This is a genomic window from Actinomyces sp. HMSC08A09 (assembly GCF_001807465.1).
Taxonomy (GTDB): Bacteria; Actinomycetota; Actinomycetes; order Actinomycetales; family Actinomycetaceae; genus Actinomyces; species Actinomyces oris.
Genome location: NZ_KV789093.1, coordinates 16,238 through 33,439, shown reverse-complemented (window position 1 = coordinate 33,439; position 17,202 = coordinate 16,238). Strand labels below are relative to the sequence as shown.

12 protein-coding genes and 2 tRNA genes are annotated in these 17,202 nt (G+C 69.6%); 4 read left to right on the top strand and 10 right to left on the bottom strand.

Annotated features, from left to right (window positions below):
- Window positions 1-4: 4 nt before the first annotated feature.
- The 10 genes from HMPREF3165_RS02925 to HMPREF3165_RS02880 all read right to left on the bottom strand — a co-directional run bounded on the left by HMPREF3165_RS02925 (window position 5) and on the right by HMPREF3165_RS02880 (window position 9,476).
- Entirely contained in the window at window positions 5-772 is a 768-nt protein-coding gene (locus HMPREF3165_RS02925; RefSeq protein WP_020991490.1) for a hypothetical protein, read from the bottom strand.
- A 32-nt stretch (window positions 773-804) separates the two neighbouring features.
- Window positions 805-1,986 carry a glycosyltransferase family 4 protein gene (locus HMPREF3165_RS02920; protein WP_004564801.1) on the bottom strand — a complete coding sequence of 394 codons (1,182 nt, stop codon included), beginning with the start codon at window positions 1,984-1,986 and terminating at the stop codon, window positions 805-807.
- A complete protein-coding gene (locus HMPREF3165_RS02915; protein WP_004564800.1) occupies window positions 1,983-2,981 on the bottom strand; it encodes a phosphatidylinositol mannoside acyltransferase in 999 nt (332 codons plus the stop codon). Before HMPREF3165_RS02915 ends, HMPREF3165_RS02920 begins: the two co-directional genes overlap by 4 nt.
- On the bottom strand, window positions 2,978-3,610 hold the full coding sequence (gene pgsA / locus HMPREF3165_RS02910) for a phosphatidylinositol phosphate synthase (RefSeq protein WP_004564799.1): 633 nt from the start codon (window positions 3,608-3,610) through the stop codon (window positions 2,978-2,980). The genes HMPREF3165_RS02915 and pgsA overlap by 4 nt, the downstream gene beginning before the upstream one ends.
- A gap of 117 nt (window positions 3,611-3,727) precedes the next feature.
- Complete coding sequence (locus HMPREF3165_RS02905) at window positions 3,728-4,342, bottom strand: HIT family protein (RefSeq protein ID WP_004564798.1); 615 nt, start codon at window positions 4,340-4,342, stop codon at window positions 3,728-3,730.
- Entirely contained in the window at window positions 4,335-6,386 is a 2,052-nt protein-coding gene (thrS, locus tag HMPREF3165_RS02900; protein WP_004564797.1) for a threonine--tRNA ligase, read from the bottom strand. Before thrS ends, HMPREF3165_RS02905 begins: the two co-directional genes overlap by 8 nt.
- 87 nt (window positions 6,387-6,473) lie before the next feature.
- Window positions 6,474-7,799, bottom strand: coding sequence for a lipid II:glycine glycyltransferase FemX (locus HMPREF3165_RS02895; protein WP_020991489.1), 1,326 nt, complete (start codon window positions 7,797-7,799; stop codon window positions 6,474-6,476).
- Entirely contained in the window at window positions 7,800-9,041 is a 1,242-nt protein-coding gene (locus tag HMPREF3165_RS02890) for a carboxylate--amine ligase (protein ID WP_020991488.1), read from the bottom strand.
- Between the two features lie 286 nt (window positions 9,042-9,327).
- Window positions 9,328-9,402, bottom strand: a tRNA-Val gene (locus tag HMPREF3165_RS02885).
- A gap of 1 nt (window position 9,403) precedes the next feature.
- A tRNA-Gly gene (locus HMPREF3165_RS02880) sits at window positions 9,404-9,476 on the bottom strand.
- Between the two features lie 214 nt (window positions 9,477-9,690).
- Here HMPREF3165_RS02880 and glgX point away from each other — a divergent pair.
- The 4 genes from glgX (at window position 9,691) to HMPREF3165_RS02860 (ending at window position 17,179) form a co-directional block, all read left to right on the top strand.
- A complete protein-coding gene (gene glgX, locus HMPREF3165_RS02875; RefSeq protein ID WP_004564794.1) occupies window positions 9,691-11,898 on the top strand; it encodes a glycogen debranching protein GlgX in 2,208 nt (735 codons plus the stop codon).
- A gap of 93 nt (window positions 11,899-11,991) precedes the next feature.
- Entirely contained in the window at window positions 11,992-14,625 is a 2,634-nt protein-coding gene (gene treY, locus HMPREF3165_RS02870; protein ID WP_004564793.1) for a malto-oligosyltrehalose synthase, read from the top strand.
- The gene (gene treZ, locus HMPREF3165_RS02865; protein ID WP_004564792.1) at window positions 14,622-16,421 is read left to right on the top strand and encodes a malto-oligosyltrehalose trehalohydrolase; all 1,800 of its coding nucleotides are present in this window, start codon (window positions 14,622-14,624) and stop codon (window positions 16,419-16,421) included. The genes treY and treZ overlap by 4 nt, the downstream gene beginning before the upstream one ends.
- A 152-nt stretch (window positions 16,422-16,573) precedes the next feature.
- A complete protein-coding gene (locus HMPREF3165_RS02860; protein ID WP_040321105.1) occupies window positions 16,574-17,179 on the top strand; it encodes a DUF3000 domain-containing protein in 606 nt (201 codons plus the stop codon).
- The last annotated feature ends 23 nt before the right edge of the window (window positions 17,180-17,202 follow it).

Genomic DNA, 17,202 nt, shown 5'->3' with positions numbered 1-17,202 from the left:
GGAATCACCTCGGTTGCACCTCGTCGTCGCGCTCGGGCGGCGCCTCAGGGGTGGTGTCGTCGTCGGCATCGAAGGTCTGGGGCATGGGCGCGTGCCCAGCCAGGTGGCACATCCGGACGAGCAGCCGTGCCCTGAGGGCCTGGGCCTCGCTGACGTGGGTGTTGTGGAACCTGCGGGCCAGGACCAGGCGGGAGCAGGCCCGGTCCAGGCGGTTGAGCGCGGGCAGGCTCAGCGGGTCGGCGGACAGCTCGCGGCGTGCGGGCTCGCTGACCACCGTTCGCAGGACCCGGCTGAGATCGGACTCGATCAGGGCCCGACTGCGGGCGGTCGGAGTCGGGAGCGCCGCGCCGCTGGAAGCAGGATGGGAGGAGGGGGTGCCCTCAAGAGGCGTGGAGGTGTCCAGGCCGTCATCGACAAGAGGCCCCTCGGCGTCCAGCGCCTCGCGAGCGGCACGGCTGAGCAGCAGTCCGGAAGCCGGATCCAGGGAGGGGACGGTGGCCAGCTCCGCCGCGGCCTCGGCCCGGTGAACGAGCTGGGCCTCAAGCGTGGCCCGAGCGCCCAGCACCTGCCGGTGCAGCCGGTCCACCCGAACCGCCCTGGCGTAGAGGGCCCACCCTGCGATCACGGCCAACCCGACCAGCAGCACGACGATGCTCCATATCGGCGCCGTCATCACACCGGACCCTGTGGCGGACAGTGCCGGTAGGGCCGTGGCCGCACCGGCCAGGGTATCAACGGCCTGCGTCACGGCCGTCGTCATGCTTGCTGCCATGGTCGGTTCCTCATCACTCCTGAGATCAGCTGCTAGTCGTCCAGGGCATCGCGCAACCGGCCCAGCATGGTGCGCGAACCGGGGGCGGGCTCGACCCGGGTGTGGGCGGTGGACAGAGCCATGTCGTAGACATCGAGCACCTCGTCGGTGACCGCGGACCAGTCGTAGCGGCCGACCACCTGACTGGCCGCCTGGACGCGGGCCTGAGCGGCCGTGGCGTCCTGCAGGGTGTCGATGATGACTCGGGCCAGGTCGCTGCCGTCCTCGTTGTGGAACAGGGCCCCGTAACGGCCTTCGCCAAGCACGTCGGAGAAGGCCTTGAGGTCGGAGGCGATGACCCGGGTGCCGGCGGCCATGGCCTCCACCAGGACGATGCCGAAGGACTCCCCTCCGGTCTGCGGGGCCACGTAGCAGCTGGCCGAGGCCAGCATGGCGGCCTTGTCCTCGTCGCTGACGCCCCCCAGGAAGACCACGGAGTCGCCGAAGCGGGCCAGCTCCTCCCGGATCTCCTGGGCCTGCCCGCGCCCTGCGATGAGGAAGCGCGCCCTGGGCACCGACTCCAGCACCGTCGGGATGGCATCGGCCAGGACCCGCAGTCCCTTGCGGGGCTCATCCAGACGCCCCAGGAAGGAGATGGTGGGGGCCTCGTCCGTGCCCAGGAACCGGGGGTCGTCCTTGGGGGCGTCGGCGAAGGGCCCGACATTGACGCCGTTGGGAATGACGACGGCGTCGCCGCCGTGGTACTGGATGAGGGTGCGGCGGGCCTCCTCGGAGACGGCGATGCGGGCCGAGAGCTTCTCCATGAGCGGCACCGTCGCCGGGCTCAGCAGCTCACGGGCCAGCGAGCGGTCCATGGCGGCGTGGAAGGTGCCCACCACCGGCCCGGTGGCGGCCTGCAGGGCCAGCATCCCGACGCTGGGGGTGATGGGCTCATGGATATGCAGGATGTCGAAGTCCCCGGCATCCAGCCAGCGTCGGGCCCGCCTGGCCACGAGGGCGCCGAAGTTCAGCCGCGCCACCGAGCCGTTGTAGGGAATGGCGATGGAGTCACCGGCGCTGGTGACCCAGTCGGGAAGCTCGGTGTCCTGGGAGGCCGGCGCGAGGACCTGTACCTCGTGGCCGCGACGGAAGAGCTCACCGGCCAGGTCCATGACGTGGACCTGGACGCCTCCGTGAGCGTCGAAGGAGTATGGGCAGACGATACCGATCCTCATGCGTTCTCCTCGTGGGCGCCCTGCTGGTCGCGGGCGTGGCTGCGAGCCAGGCGCTCCTGGTCCAGGTCGGCGTCGAAGACCGGCTGAAGCATGTGCCAGTCCTCGGCGTGCTCGGCAAGCAGGGGCTCCAGCGCGGCGACCCAGGCGCGCGTGTGCGCCACGACCTGCTCGCGTCCCTCCATCTGCTGGGGCGCCGGAACCCTGCGGGCGGTCAGCACGATTCCCCAGGGCGATCCAGCCCGACGGCGCCTCTGGCCGGTGAGCGGCTCGTAGTGGATCGAGGCGGCGTACAGGGGGCGTCCCAGGCGCTGGGCGATCGCCGCGGGACCGGCAGCCACCCGTGCGGTGGCGCCACCCAGCCGCGCGGTGATGCCGGCCGAGGACAGGTCCCGGTCCGCCAGGAGTGCGACGACGTAGTGCCCCTGGCTCGCCGCCTCAAGGAGGCGGTCGAAGACCTTCTCCCCGTGGGACTGGCCGATGATGCGCATGCCCAGTGACTGGCGGAAGGAGACGAACTGCTCGAAGAGGTCCTCGGGCTCCAGGCGCTCGGCGACGGTCAGGACGGTGGCGAGCTCACGGCAGGCCCAGGCTCCGATGAGGTCCCAGTTGCCCATGTGTGGCAGGGCCATGACGACGCTGCCGGCGCGCACGTCCTCGTGCAGCTGGGGGTCGATGTCGGTGCGCACGCGCGCCAGGATCTGCTCCGGTGTGATACCGGGCAGGGCGAAGGCCTCGTAGAAGTAGCGCATGTAGGAACGCATGCCGGCTCGGGTGGCGCGGCGCAGCGCGCGCGGCGGTGTTCCCGCCGGGAGGATGCGTGCCAGGTTGCGCTCGAGCTGTCCCACCCCGGTGGCGGAGCGCCGCAGGCGCTGCCAGGCCCACAGCGCGTCGGCCACGGTGTGTGCCAGGCCGTAGCCCACCGGCGCGGGCAGGTGGCGGGTACCGCGCCAGGCCAGGCGGTAGGCGTCTGAGACGGCTGGCAGGCGCACCCTCATGCCTTCTCATCCCCCTGCCGGACCTGCCGGTGGACGGCGCGCACGCGCTGGATCACGGTGATGAAGGAGGCGATCGCCACGTAGACGAGCCCCGCGGCGAGCACCCACTGGGGCGCCCCGAGCCCCACGAGGAAGGTGGAACCGAGCGCGACCAGGAGCCGGTCGGTGCGCTCGGCGATCCCCACGGAGGCGGTGGCGCCGATCGACTCGGCCCGGGCGCGGGCGTAGGGAACAGTGGCCGCCATGACGACGGCGACCAGGGCAGCCGCGACGGTCACGGTACGCAGCGCGCCGACAGGCATGGACAGAGCCGCCCAGGCCGCGAGGGATCCCAGGACGGCGCCGTCGGCAAGGCGGTCCATGGTGGAGTCCAGGAAGGCCCCGAACACCGAGCTCTTCCCGGTGGCCCGGGCCAGAATGCCGTCGAAGGAGTCGGCCACCAGCACCACGAGCAGGACCAGGGGCCCGGCCACGAAGTGTCCCTTCGGCAGCAGGGTGACCGCCGCCGTCACGGACAGGGCCGTTCCGGTGACGGTGAGCATGTTGGGAGTCACCCCGAGCCGCCCGAGCGCGAGGGCGGGTCGGGTGAACAGGGCCTTGGTCAGGCCGCGGCCGTGGTTGCCGAGCATGAGGTCCTTAACACTGGGGTGGAACTGTCTAAGAGACGGGCCGTGATGGCACGGGACGGACTAGGACGCAGGGGCGCCCCTCAGCCTGCCGGAGCACGTCGATCGAGGCCAGGGGGATCAGTCCCCGCTCTGCCCGACCGAGGCGGCCCAGGCGGCGGCGAGCATGTCCCGCTGCTCCCCGAGCAGCTGGGGAACGGGCTTGGTCCGACCGATGATGGGCATGAAGTTCGCGTCCCCCTTCCAACGCGGCACGATGTGCTGGTGGAGGTGGGCGGCGATCCCCGCACCGGCGACCTCGCCCTGGTTCATCCCCAGGTTGAACCCGTGGGGGCGGCTCACCGAGCGCACGACGCTCATGGCCGTGGCGGTCAGCTCACCGATCTCCTGACGCTCGGCCGCGGTGGCCTCGGTCCAGTCGGAGATATGCCGATAGGGGCACACCAGCAGGTGACCGGTGTTGTACGGGTACAGGTTCATGATGACGTAGCTGGTCTGGCCCCGGTGGACGATGAGGGCCTCCTCGTCACCGCGTTGCGGCCCGGTGCAGAACGGGCACTGTGCGGGGGTGTCATCGGAGGGCTTGTTCTGCCCCCCGATGTAGACCATGCGGTGCGGGGTCCACAGCCGTTGAAAGGCCTGCGGGGCGCCCTCGTGGTAGAAGGGCGCCTCCACCTCGACGCCGTCACCGGCCCCGGGGCCGGTGATCGTCTCTCCGGTCACTTCCTCAGTCACTGTGCAGCTTCTCCCCCGCCGGGTCGTTGATACGGGCGTCGATGACGCTGACGATGTGGGCCACGGCCTCCTTGACGGGCACGCCGTTGGTCTGCTGGCCGTCGCGGAAGCGGAAGGAGACGGCGCCGGCCTCGGCGTCCTCTCCCCCGGCGATGAGGGTGAAGGGGATCTTGTCCTTGGAGGTGTTTCGGATCTTCTTGCCGAAGCGGTCGTCGGAGTGGTCCACCTCGACGCGCACCCCCTGGGCGCGCAGCTGGGCGGCGACGTCGTCGACGTAGGCGTCGAAGGCCTCGGCCACGGGGATGAGCCGGACCTGCACCGGGGAGAGCCAGGCGGGGAAGGCACCCGCGTAGTGCTCGGTGAGCACCCCGATGAAGCGCTCCACGCTGCCCAGCTTGGCCGAGTGGATCATGATGGGGCGCTGGTGGGTGCCGTCAGCGGCCGTGTACTCCAGGTCGAAGCGCTCGGGCTGGTTGAAGTCGTACTGGATGGTGGACATCTGCCAGGTCCGGCCGATGGCGTCCTTGACCTGCACCGAGACCTTGGGGCCGTAGAAGGCGGCGCCGCCCGGGTCGGGAACGACTTCCAGCCCGGAGGCGTCACAGGCGTCCTGGAGGGCCTGCGTGGCGGCGGTCCAGTCGGCGTCGGATCCAATGAACTTGTCCTTCTTGGCGCCGTCCTCGTCGCGGGTGGACAGCTCGAGGTAGAAGTCGGTCAGTCCGAAGGCCTTGAGGATGGACAGGAAGAAGTCGATCTGGGCGCGGATCTCCTCGCCGGCCTGCTCCGGGGTGCAGTAGGTGTGGGAGTCGTCCTGGGTGAAGCCGCGCATGCGGGTGAGCCCGTGGACGACGCCGGACTTCTCGTAGCGGTAGTCGTGGCCCATCTCGAAGAAGCGCAGCGGCAGCTCGCGGTAGGAGCGTCCGCGGGAGCGGAAGATGAGGTTGTGCATCGGGCAGTTCATGGCCTTGAGGTAGTACTCCTGGCCGGCCTTGGTGATGTTGCCCTCGGCGTCGCGCTCCTCGTCGGCGAGCATGGGCGGGAACATGGTGTCGGCGTAGTAGGGCAGGTGCCCGGAGGTGTGGAAGAGCCCGCCCTTGGAGATCTCGGGAGTGTGGACGAAGTCGAAGCCGTAGTCCAGGTGGCGGTCGACGACGTACTGCTCGATCTGGTGGCGCAGCATGGCGCCCTTGGGGTGGAAGACCACCAGGCCGGGGCCGATCTCCTCGGGGAAGGAGTAGAGGTCGAGCTCGGCGCCGAGCTTGCGGTGGTCGCGCTTGGCGGCCTCGGCCAGGCGGGTCTGGTAGGCCTTGAGGTCATCCTTGCTGGCCCAGGCGGTGCCGTAGATGCGCTGGAGGGAGTCGCCGGACTGGTCGCCCTTCCAGTAGGCCGACGAGGACTTGGTCAGCGCGAAGCCCTGCCCGATGAGGCGGGTCGAGGGCAGGTGGGGGCCGCGGCACAGGTCGGTCCAGGCGACGGTGCCGTCGCGTCGGACGTTGTCGTACATGGTCAGCCCGCCGGCGCCGACCTCGACCGAGGCGCCCTCGGCGCCGGCGCCCTTGGTGGTGATGAGCTCGAGCTTGTAGGGCTGGTCGGCCAGCTCCTCACGGCCCTCGGCCTCGGTGATGTCACGGCGCACGAAGCGCTGTCCCTCCTTGACGATCCGCTTCATGCGCTTCTCGATCTCGCGCAGCATCTCGGGGGTGACGGCATCGATGGCGCCGAAGTCGTAGTAGAAGCCGTCGGTGATGAAGGGGCCGATGCCGAGGTTGACGTCCGGGAACATCTCCTGGACGGCCTGCGCCATGACGTGGGTGGCGCTGTGGCGCAGGATGTTGAGGCCGTCCTCGCTGGACAGGGTGATGGGCTCGACGACGGCGCCGGCCGGGACCTGGCGCTCCAGGTCCCAGGGCTCGCCGTTGACGCGCATTGCGACGACGCCGTCCTTCTTGACGGTGTCCTGCAGGAGAAGCGCCCCCGTGATGCCCGCCTCAATGGTGCGGGGCGCGCCGTCGAGGGTGATCTCAATCATGGGCTGGTCTGACACGGGTTCGTCTCCTCTGCTGCATCGGTGCGGGGCGCTGTACTGGTGCACCCCGGTTCGACCGCGAGTCTACGTCGTGGTCGCGCGGGCTCAGTCCTCCCGTGAGCCACGCCGCGCGCGCAGTGCGTCACGCAGGCGCTTGGCGGCGGACATCCCGGAGTAGATGACTCGGGAGACCGGGACGTCCCAGGCCCCGTCCACCTCGGTGACGTGCTGGGCGTAGCGCTTCTTGTACTGGCCCACCGTGTAGAGCGAGGGGACGCGGGTGGAGCCGGCGCCCATGAGGTCCAGGCCGCGGTAGCCCTCCTGCGCCAGGGTGCAGGCGGCCCACCAGTCCAGGGCCTCGGCCCCGCGGAAGGTTCGCGACTCGTTGGAGGAGGCGCCGTAGTAGGCCACGGAGTCCTTGCCCGAGGTGAGGATGAGGTCCCAGGCGTGAGGGACGCCGTCCTTGCGCAGGACGAACAGGCGGGCGTTCTTCTCCCCCAGGGAAGTCAGCATGGTCCAGTAGACCTCGGCGTCGTGGGGCTTGAAGCCGTCGCGCTCGGCGGTCTCGCGCAGGACCTCGTAGACCTGGTCGAACTCCTCGCGGCTCAGGCCGGTCTCGTCGCTGATGGTGCAGCCGGCCTCCCGGGCGACACGCTCGGCGCGCTTGACCGCGCGGCGCCCGTCCTTGGGCATGACCGCCGCGATCTTCTCCGGTGTCTTGGGCACCAGGTCGATGACGTAGGTGCGGTCATAGGTGATGGTGGACAGCAGCTCTCGCAGGTCGGCAGCGCGGTAGCGGGCGTGCATGCGGATGAAGCGCACGGAGCGGTCGCGCTCCTTGACCACGGAGCGCAGCAGGCGACGCAGGTGGGCCTCGCGCTCGGGCGACTGCTCCTTGAGCCAGACCGGGCCGTGCTTGGCCCACAGGAAAGTCTGGCCGCCCATCTCGTAGCGGTACAGGGCGATGGCGGCCACGGGCTTGCCCTCGTCCTCATAGAGGTAGCGGCCCCACAGGGGGCGGCCCATGGCCTCCTCGAAGCGCTCCCAGGCCTCGGTCTGCTCAACCGGGAAGTGGCTGTTGCCCACGGCCAGACGCATCTCGCGCCCGTCGACCCGACGCAGGGTCTCGGAGCGGTCCGGGGTGGAGTGCACCGGCTCGGGGTGCGTGAGCCGAGGCGCCTTGGGCTTGTCAGTCTTGTCGGCCCTGGCGGGCTGGGCGGGCTTGGCGGTCGGGTCAACCTTCTGCTCGGGCTGCTCGGGCTGCTCAGACTCGCCGCCCTTGCGCCCCTTGTTGTTCTTGGGCTGAGTCGCCTGAGCCTTCTGGGGGGCCGGCGCACCGGCCTCGACCTTGGTTTCAGGGGTGGAGTCAGTCGCGGAATCAGTCGTGGCGTCGGGGGTGGTGCTGTCGGGCATGTTCTCGTTCTCGGGCATTCAGCGGGACCTGTCGACTCGTTGCGGATAGTTGCGGGCGAACTTGCGGTAGTGGTTGAGGCGCTGGAGCTCGATCGTCACGCGACGGCGCAGCGAGCGCTCGGCCGGGTCGCGCAGCGGGTCGACGCCCCGCCCCAGGCCCTTGGCCTTGCGGCGCAGAGCCTCGTCGGACACGTAGCGTGCGATGACGCCGTCGGGAACCAGGGAGTAGAGGATCTGCCGGGTGACCTCGATGGGCTCGTCACGCTGGTCCAGGACCAGGTCCTTGAGCATGACGGCCATGGGGTTGGCACCTGCGGCGGTCAGGTAGAAGGAGTTGCGGCCGATACGGGGGTTGACCTCGAAGAAGAGCTCCCGTCCGTCACGGGGGTCGACCTTGATGTCGAGGTTGGCGAAGCCGCGGTAGCCGGCATGACGCAGCAGGCGACCGGTGGCCTCCCACAGGTCGGGGAAGGCCTCGGTCATCATGGCCACCGGGTTGCCGATCATGGTGGGCGCGTGGTCCTGCAGCAGAACGCGCGCCGAGCCGATGAGGCGCAGTTCTCCGGTTGAGTCCATGTAGGCGGTCACCGAGCGCATGGCGGTGTCGTCACCGGGGATGCACTCCTGAACCAGGAAGGTGGAGCGGTAGCCGGCCTCCTTCAGGCTCCTCCACATGCCTGCCAGCTCGGCGGCGTCGTCGATGAACCAGATCTTGCGCTTGCCGGGGAAGGAGATACGGTCGTAGTCAGCGCCGATGGCCGCCTTGGCCACGAGCGGGAACTCCATGCCGAGCTCGTCGGCGCTGGTCGGCGTCACGCAGTCGGGGTCGGCCAGGTCGACGACGACCTCCCGGGGCGTGAGCACCCCCACCTCGGCGCACAGACGGGAGAAGGAGGCCTTGTCGCTGACGGCGTCGAGCACGTCAATGTCCGGGAAGGGCAGGACATAGGTGGGCTCGAGCTCGGTGCGGTGGGCCGAGATCATGGCGGCCGCGGCGTCGGTGTTGGCCATGAGCACAGCGCTGCGGGGCCCTCGGCCCTGGGCCAGCTTTCGCAGCAGCGCGATAGTCCGCTCCGGCGGGGCCCCGGCCTCCTGGTGGACCACGGTGATGTAGGCCGACTCGGAGATCGCGACGATCGGATCCGAGGCCACGACCGTCACCGACGTGCCGGTGACCTCATGAAGCTGCCGCGCCAGGGCGTAGGCGCCGATATCACCGCCGAGGACCACGGGCAGCAGGTGCCTGAAGCGTTGCGTCATAACCATCCGTTTCTTGCCGCAGGGGCCAACTCCTCCCCAGATGGTAGAGCACGCCGGGACGCCCCGTTCCCGACCGCTCCAGGAACATCACGATCCAGACACGGGACCGTCCCCGACCGTCTCCGCCCCACCCCCTCAATCCAGCGTGATTCCGCGCGATAGTCCGCACCTCGACGACGACATCGCGGCCTGACGGTGACACATGCCACCCTGCGCGAGGCCGCCTTCCCGAAGAACGACAAGAGCCCGGAGCGCTGGGCTCCGGGCTCACTTCGACTATCGGTTCTGGTGGGCGATACTGGGATCGAACCAGTGACCTCTTCCGTGTCAGGGAAGCGCGCTCCCGCTGCGCCAATCGCCCGAGCGGATGACGGGACTCGAACCCGCGACCCTCACCTTGGCAAGGTGATGCTCTACCAACTGAGCCACATCCGCGTGACACCCTTGTGGGGTGCGGGAAGAAAGTTAGCAGAGGTATCCCTCGGAGGCAAAACGCAGCCGAGCCCGTGTCCTCATGAGGTGTCTCACGCCCCGCCGACCCGCCTCGATCACCGAGCAGCACCCGGGACGTGCCGGGAGACGCTCCGACGTGACATGTCTTTCTCCCACTCTCCTGCCTTCGCACCTCAGTCGTGGCAGGGTAGTCCCCATGACCACGCCGACAACACCGACGCCTCAGGCCGCACCGGAACCTCAGGAGGGCCCCCAGCGCCAGATCTGGCCGGGCCACCCCTACCCACTCGGGGCGACCTATGACGGCTCGGGAACGAACTTCGCCCTCTACTCCTCGGCCGCCACCGGTGTCGACCTGTGTCTGTTCGACGACGAGGGCCACGAGGAGCGGGTGGCGCTCAAGGAGGTCGACGGTGACGTCTGGCACGCCTACCTGCCCGGGATCTCTCCGGGCCAGAAGTACGGCTACCGGGTGGCGGGCCCCTACGACCCGGCCTCCGGTCACCGCTGCGACCCCTCCAAGCTGCTGCTGGACCCCTACGCCAAGGCGATCTCCGGCGAGGTGACCCCGTCCCAGACGCTGTACTCCTACTCCTTCGACAACCCGGAGGTGCGCAACGAGGAGGACTCGGCGGGCCACACCATGCGTTCGGTGGTCATCAACCCCTACTTCGACTGGGGCCACGACCGTCCCCCGAACCACGAGTACCACGAGACGATCATCTACGAGGCCCACGTCAAGGGCATGACCAAGCTGCACCCGATGGTTCCCGAGGACCTGCGGGGCACCTACGCCGGTCTGGCACAGCCCGCCGTCATCGACCACCTCAAGAACCTGGGCGCGACGGCCATCGAGCTCATGCCGGTCCATCAGTTCGTCAACGACACCCACCTGCAGGAGAAGGGCCTGTCGAACTACTGGGGCTACAACACGATCGGTTTCTTCGCCCCGCACAACACCTACGCCGCCTACGGCGCCGAGGGTGAGCAGGTCCAGGAGTTCAAGTCCATGGTCAAGGCCTTCCACGAGGCCGACATCGAGGTCATCCTGGACGTGGTCTACAACCACACGGCCGAGGGCAACCACCTGGGCCCCACGCTGTCCTTCCGAGGCATCGACAACAGCTCGTACTACCGCCTCGTCGATGGCTCGGCCAGCCACTACTTCGACACCACCGGTACCGGCAACTCGCTGCTCATGCGCTCGCCGGCGGTCCTCCAGCTCATCATGGACTCGCTGCGCTACTGGGTCACCGAGATGCACGTCGACGGGTTCCGCTTCGACCTGGCCTCCACTCTGGCACGCCAGTTCCACGAGGTGGACAAGCTCAGCGCCTTCTTCGACATCATCCACCAGGACCCGGTGCTCTCCCAGGTCAAGCTCATCGCCGAGCCCTGGGACGTGGGCGACGGCGGCTACAACGTGGGCGGCTTCCCGGCCCTGTGGAGCGAGTGGAACGGCAAGTACCGCGACACCGTGCGCGACTTCTGGCGCGGGGAGCCCTCCACCCTGGGCGAGTTCGCCTCCCGTATCACCGGCTCCTCCGACCTCTACCAGCATGCCGGGCGCACCCCGGTGGCCAGCATCAACTTCGTCACCGCCCACGACGGCTTCACGCTGCGTGACCTGGTCTCCTACAACGAGAAGCACAACGAGGCCAACCTCGAGGGCAACGCAGACGGGGACAACAACAACCGGTCCTGGAACTGCGGCGCCGAGGGGCCCACCGACGATCCGACGATCACCGAGCTGCGTCAGCGCCAGACCCGCAACTTCCTGGCCACCGTCCTGTTCAGTCAGGGCGTGCCCATGATCTGCCACGGCGACGAGATGGGACGCACCCAGGGGGGCAACAACAACGTCTACTGCCAGGACAACGAGATCTCCTGGGTCAACTGGGATCTCAGTGAGCAGGACAACGACCTGCTGGAGTTCACCCGCACCATGATGTGGCTGCGTCGCGACCACCCGGTGCTGCGGCGTCGGCGCTTCTTCACCGGGGACGCCCGCCACGGCGGGGAGAGCGAGCTCGGCGAGATCGAGTGGCTCACTCCGGCCGGTGAGTCCATGACCGACCAGGACTGGACCACCTGGTACGCCCGGGCCATGATGGTCTTCCTCAACGGGGAGGCGATCGCCGAGCCCGATGAGCGGGGCCAGAGGATCGTGGACGACTCCTTCCTCGTACTCATCAACGCCTCCGACGAGGACATCACCTTCACCCTGCCCGGCGAGGGGTACGCCCCCACCTGGAAGGTCGCGCTGGACACGGCTCCCGCAGTGGACGGGGACTCCGACCCGGTTCTCGCTGCTGACGACACCGTCGTGGTCGAGGCCCGCTCCATGCTCTTCCTCATCGACGCCCCCGAGTCCGCCGCCACCACGGAGCGCCACCCGAGGTAGGGGCTCTCCGCGGCCCTCCGGCGCACCACCGAACGCACATCACCCATCAAGCAGCACCACCCGACGCAGACCAGACGAGCTTCAGGAAGTGACATGACCGACGCAGTGGACGCAGCAGTGGATCAGGCAGGTTCGGCGGGTTCTGCGGAGACACCCGCCTACGCGCCGTGGTCGGGGCACGTGCCGGCTCCGGAACACCGGACGCCGGTGACCACCTACCGTCTCCAGCTCGGTGAGGATCTGACCTTCGCAGACGCCAAGGCCCTGGTCCCCTACCTGGCCGATCTGGGAGTCACCGACCTCTACCTCTCCCCGATCCTCACCGCCGCGCCGGGCTCCACCCACGGCTACGACGTCGTCGATCACCGCCGGGTCTCGGCCGTCATGGGAGGAAGGGAGCAACTCGAGGCCCTGGCCGCCGAGGCCGACGCCCATGGGATGGGCGTTGTGGTGGACATCGTTCCCAACCACATGGCCGTGCCCACCCCCGGCTGGCACAACCTGCCCCTGTGGTCGGTGCTGCGTGAGGGACCGGACTCCCCCTACGCCGCCTGGTTCGACCTCTCCCTGGACGAGCCCATCCTCATGCCGATCCTGGGCAAGCGCATCGGCGCCGTCCTGGCCGATGATGAGCTCACCCTGGAGCAGATGGTGGTTCCGGGGCAGGAGGATCTGGGCGAGCAGTGGGTGCTGCGCTACTACGACCACGCCTTCCCCGTTGCCCAGGGCACCGAGGCGCTACCGATGCACGTCCTCGTCGAGCGCCAGCACTACCGCCTGGCCTACTGGAAGGTCGGCGACGAGGAGATCAACTACCGACGGTTCTTCGATGTCGGCACCCTGGCCGCGATCCGCGTCGAGGAGCCCGACGTCTTCGCCGGAAGCCACGGCCTCATCCTCGACCTCATGAGAGACGGAGTCATCAGCGCCCTGCGGGTCGACCACCCCGACGGCCTGGCCGACCCCGGTGGCTACCTCACCCAGCTGGCCGAGGCCACCAGCGGGGCGTGGATCGCCGCGGAGAAGATCCTGGCGCCCGACGAGTCCCTGCCCACCTCCTGGCCGGTGGCCGGAACCACCGGCTACGACGCCGCCTGGCGGATCGACCAGCTCCAGGTGGACCCCGCCGGCGCGGCCCGCCTGGGCGCGCTCATGCAGGAGCTCACCGGGGACGCTCCGGTGGACTACGACCGCATCGTCGAGGAGGCCAAGCGCGAGGTCATCGCCGGCTCACTGGCCGCGGAGGTCGACCGTCTGGCCCGCATCCTGGACTCCCTGACCTCCCAGGACGTGCGCCTGCGCGACCACACCCTGCGCGACCTGCGGGCCTGCGTCGTCGAACTGCTCGTGGCCGCCGACCAGTACCGGGTCTATGTCGTTCCCGGGACGCCCCCAGGCCCGGAGACGGCCGCCGTCCTCCAGGCGGACGCCGAACGGGCGCGCCAGCGCCTCGAGCCGGACCAGGGAGAGACCCTCGACCTCGTGGTCGCCATCCTCCTGGGTGAGCCAGTCGGCTCCGAGGGCCTGTCGGAGTCCCCCGAGCGCACCGAGGCCATCATCCGCTTCCAACAGGTGTGCGGGGCCGTCACCGCCAAGGGAGTGGAGGACACCGCCTTCTACCGATGGACCCACCTGACCAGCCTCACCGAGGTCGGCGGCAACCCGGCCGGTTTCGCACTGAGCGCCGATGAGGCCCACGCGTGGGCCGACCGGATCCAGAACACCTGGCCCGACACGATGGTCACCTCCACCACCCACGACACCAAGCGCGGTGAGGACGTGCGCGCCCGCCTGGACGTGCTGGCCTCCTACGCCGAGGAGTGGAGCGACCTCATCCACCGTCTGCGCGCCATGACCGCACAGGTCCGCCCCCTGGACCTCGACGGGCGCAGCGAGAACCTGCTGTGGCAGACCCTATGGGGGACCTGGGCACCCGAGAGTGACGACCCCATGACCCCCGAGCGGCTGAGCGCCTACCTCGTCAAAGCCTCCCGGGAGCAGAAGATCTGGACCACCTGGACCGCCCCGGACCTGGCTCGGGAACAGGCCCTGACCGACTACGCCACCCACCTGCTCACCAGCGAGGAGGTCCGCGACGAGCTCGAGGCCTTCGCGGCCCTGACGGCCAGGTCCGTACGCACCGCGATCCTCGCCGGCAAGGCGCTCGCCCTGACCTGGATGGGGGTCAGCGACATCTATCAGGGCAGCGAGACCACCCGCACCTCACTGGTGGACCCCGACAACCGTCGCGCGGTCGACTACGCCGGGCACTCGGGTCTCATCAGCGCCCTGGAGCGCCTCGACTCCGGAGCCGCACCGCGCAGCCTGGATGAGGACAAGCTCTTCCTCACCTCACGCCTGGCGCGTCTGCGCGCTGCTCGCCCCCACACCTTCGTCGGTCCCCGCTCGGGCTACCGCACGATCCCGGTGACCACCTCCTTCGCCTTCGCCTACACCCGCCTGCTCGACGAGATCCCCGACGTCGTCGTCATCGTCAGGCGCTTGTCCCGGCGGCTCGAGCAGCTGGGGGGATGGCGTGAGGAGAGCATCGTCCTGCCGGAGGGGACCTGGGAGCACGTCCTGCGCACCGGCACCGTGGAGGGAGGCAGCCAGCCTCTGGCCGAGGTGGTCGGGGACGATGCCGTCGTCGTCCTGGCCAGGGTCGGCTCCCCCGACTCCCAGACCGACTCAGACCAGGCCGCCCAGGAGCAGGAGGCCGCCCGATGAGCCCGGCATCCTGGACCTGGCAGTCACCGGCCCTGCCTGTGGGCCCCCGCGTTCCCGTGTGGGCCCCCACGGCGAGACGGGTCGAGCTGCACCTGCCCGGCGATGAGGGACTGGATGACCGGCTGGTTGACATGGTCCCGGCCCCCGGCGGCTGGTGGGCCGCCCCCTTCGACCTGGAGCCGGGCACCGACTATGCCTTCCGGGTCGACGGTTCCCCCGACCGCCCCGATCCCCGCAGCGCCCTGCAGCCCCACGGTGTCCACGGCCCCTCACGAACCGTGGACCCGACCGCCTGGCAGTGGACCGACCAGGACTGGATGGGCAAGGACCTGCTCGGCTCAGTCATCTACGAGCTCCACGTGGGCACGTTCACCCCCGAGGGCACCCTGGACAGCGCCATCTCCCGGCTCGATCACCTGGCCGAGCTGGGCGTCGACATCGTCGAGCTCATGCCCCTGGCCGCCTTCCCCGGTCGAGCCGGATGGGGCTACGACGGGGTGGGCCTCTGGGCCGTCCACGAGGCCTACGGGGGCCCCGAGGCCCTGATGCGCTTCGTCGACGCCGCCCACCGCACCGGCATCGGCGTGTGCCTCGACGTCGTCTACAACCACCTGGGCCCGTCGGGCAACTATCTCAGCGTCTTCGGCCCCTACTTCACCCCCGCCCATCACACGCCCTGGGGTGAGGCCGTCAACTATGACCACGACGGCAGTCATCAGGTGCGTGCCTTCGTCATCGACTCGGCCCTGCGCTGGCTGCGGGACTTCCACATCGACGCCCTGCGCCTGGACGCCATCCACGAGATCAAGGACGACGCCGCAGCCGCCGACCCTCCACAGACGCACGTCCTGGCCGAGCTCTCCAACGCCGTGGCCGCGCTGTCCGACGAGCTGGACCGGCCCCTGAGCCTGGTGGCCGAGGCCGACCTCAACGACGTCGGAGTCATCACCCCCACCGGCCAGGAGCCCCCCGCCGCAACCCCCAGCCTGGGCATGACCGCCCAGTGGGCCGACGACGTCCACCACGCCCTGCACACACGGATCACCGGGGAGGCGCAGGGCTACTACGCCGACTTCGCCGAGCCCGGGGCGTGGACCAAGGCCTATGGCGGCGCCTTCCTCCACAACGGCATCTGGTCCACCTTCCGGGACCGGGTCTGGGGCGCCCCCGTCCCCGAGGACACCGACCCCAGGCGCTTCGTCGTCTTCGGCTCCAACCACGACCAGATCGGCAACCGAGCCGTCGGGGACCGCCCCTCGGCCGGTCTCGACGACGCCGCCCTGGCCGCCACTGCCGCCCTGGTGCTCCTGTCGCCCTACACGCCCATGCTCTTCATGGGCGAGGAGTGGGGAACCCGCACTCCCTTCCAGTTCTTCACCGACCACGAGGAGGAGGACCTGGCCCGCAGCGTCAGCCAGGGGCGCGCCCGGGAGTTCGCCGGCTTCGGCTGGGATGCCGATGAGATCCCCGACCCCCAGGATGCCGGGACCGTCGAGGCCTCACGCCTGGACTGGTCCGAGCTGGACAAGACCGAACACGCCCACATGCTGGCCTGGTACCGGGCACTGACCGCCCTGCGCCGCGAGCTGGGATGGTCCCAGCGCACCGCGTGGCCGCAGATCGATGACACCGACGACGTTGTCACCGTGACCTACGAGGACATCGTCGTCGTCACCAACCTCTCCGGGAGGCCACGGCCCGCTCCCGAGCCGAGCAAGGTGCTCCTCTCCTGGGACCCCGTCGGCTCCGACCCATCCTGCCTGCCCCCCGGACAGACGCTCATCGCCCGACGCTGACCAGTCCCACCAGGAGGCTTCCCCGGCCGACCAGATGCCGGCGAACCGGAAGCGGCCGATGCACATCCGTTCAGAAAGGCAGGCACCTCGTTGACACAATGCAACCCTCCCAGCGGCGTGGCTTCATGTGCCCACTGCGGTAGCGCACTAGCGTGGCATCCGTGACTGTCAACGGTAGGCCGCGTCAGAACGAGGCAGGTGGCATCCCCGAACGATTCGAGGAAGCGCTCCTGTCCCTTCGCGACGCGCCCCGCCCCCGAGGGCTCCTCATGGAGGAGGTGCCCGCCCCCAAGAAGCTGGCCCCCTACTCCGCCGCCCTGAGCGCCGAAACCGTGGAGACAGTCGGCGCCACCCCCGTGGCCACCGGACGCTTCGTCGTCCTCCACGACCCCGACGGCCAGGAGGCCTGGGACGGGGACTTCCGCATCGTGGTGCAGGCGCGCGCCCGCATCGACGACGAGATCGGCATGGACCCCGTCTTCGAGTCCGCCGCCTGGAGCTGGCTCACCGACGGCCTGGAGGACTCCCGCGCCGGCTACCACGCACTGGTCGGAACCGTCACCAGGGTCCTGTCCGAGACCTTCGGTGGGCTGACCCTCACCGACTCCTGCGCCCACGCCGAGATCCGGGCATCCTGGTCCCCCACGACCCCCCAGCTCGGCCCCCACCTCACCGCCTGGCACGAACTGCTGCTGGTCGCCTCCGGCCATGAACCGGCCGCAGTCCACCCCCTCACTCTCGCCGGAGCCGGAAGGTGACGCCCCGCCGCACCGGCGTGCCC